Below are 941 nucleotides of genomic sequence, written 5' to 3' on the forward strand. Positions count from 1 at the left end.
TATTTCAGGTCGGTGACGGTGGCGCTGGCCTGGTCGGTCTCGGTGCGCAGGATGTAGGAGCGGCCGGGCAGCAGCGCATGCTCGTCGAACCAGACGATGTTGGCGGCGAACTGGTCTGCGACCTGCGGCCGTGCGGCCGGCGAAACCAGCATGTTGCCGCGTGAGATCTCGACCTCGTCGTCAAGAACCAGCGTGATGGCCTGGCCGGCAGCCGCCCGGGCAAGATCGCCGCCATAGGAGACGATCCGCTTGACGCGCGAGGATTTGCCCGACTTGGCGACAACGACCTCGTCGCCTGAAGCAACCGAGCCGGAGGCGATCGTGCCGGCAAAGCCGCGAAAGTCGAGATTGGGGCGATTGACATACTGGACCGGAAACCGGAACGGCAGTTCAGCCACCGCCTCATCGACCGACACGGTTTCGAGATGCTCGATCAGCGTCGGGCCGGAATACCATTGCATGCTTTCGGAGCGGCGGCTGACATTGTCGCCGTAGCGGGCCGACATCGGGATCGGCACCATGGTCTGGAAACCGAGATCGCGCGAGAATTGCCGGTAGTCTTCAACGATCCGCTCGAAGACCGCCTGGTCGAACCCGACGAGATCGATCTTGTTGACGGCCAGCACGATGTGGCGGATGCCGAGCAGCGAGGCGATGATCGAATGGCGCCTCGTCTGGCGCAGCACCCCTTGCCGCGCATCGATCAGCACGATCGCCAGGTCGGCGGTCGAGGCACCGGTCGCCATGTTGCGCGTGTATTGCTCGTGGCCGGGCGTGTCGGCGACGATGAATTTGCGCTTCGGCGTGGCGAAGAAGCGGTAGGCGACATCGATGGTGATGCCTTGCTCGCGCTCGGCCTCAAGGCCATCGACCAGCAGCGCGAAGTCGATGTCGTCGCCGGTCGTGCCGTGCTTGCGCGAATCGCGTTCGAGCGCGGCGAG

The 941-nt window shown here is 64.6% G+C and carries 1 protein-coding gene; it reads right to left on the reverse strand.

The window, feature by feature from the left end:
* Nucleotides 1–941: sulfate adenylyltransferase subunit 1 (locus NKI38_RS33465; RefSeq protein WP_352665154.1), on the reverse strand; the 941-nt coding region annotated here is incomplete at both ends.

This window comes from Mesorhizobium sp. M0621 (assembly GCF_040320745.1).
Lineage (GTDB): Bacteria > Pseudomonadota > Alphaproteobacteria > Rhizobiales > Rhizobiaceae > Mesorhizobium.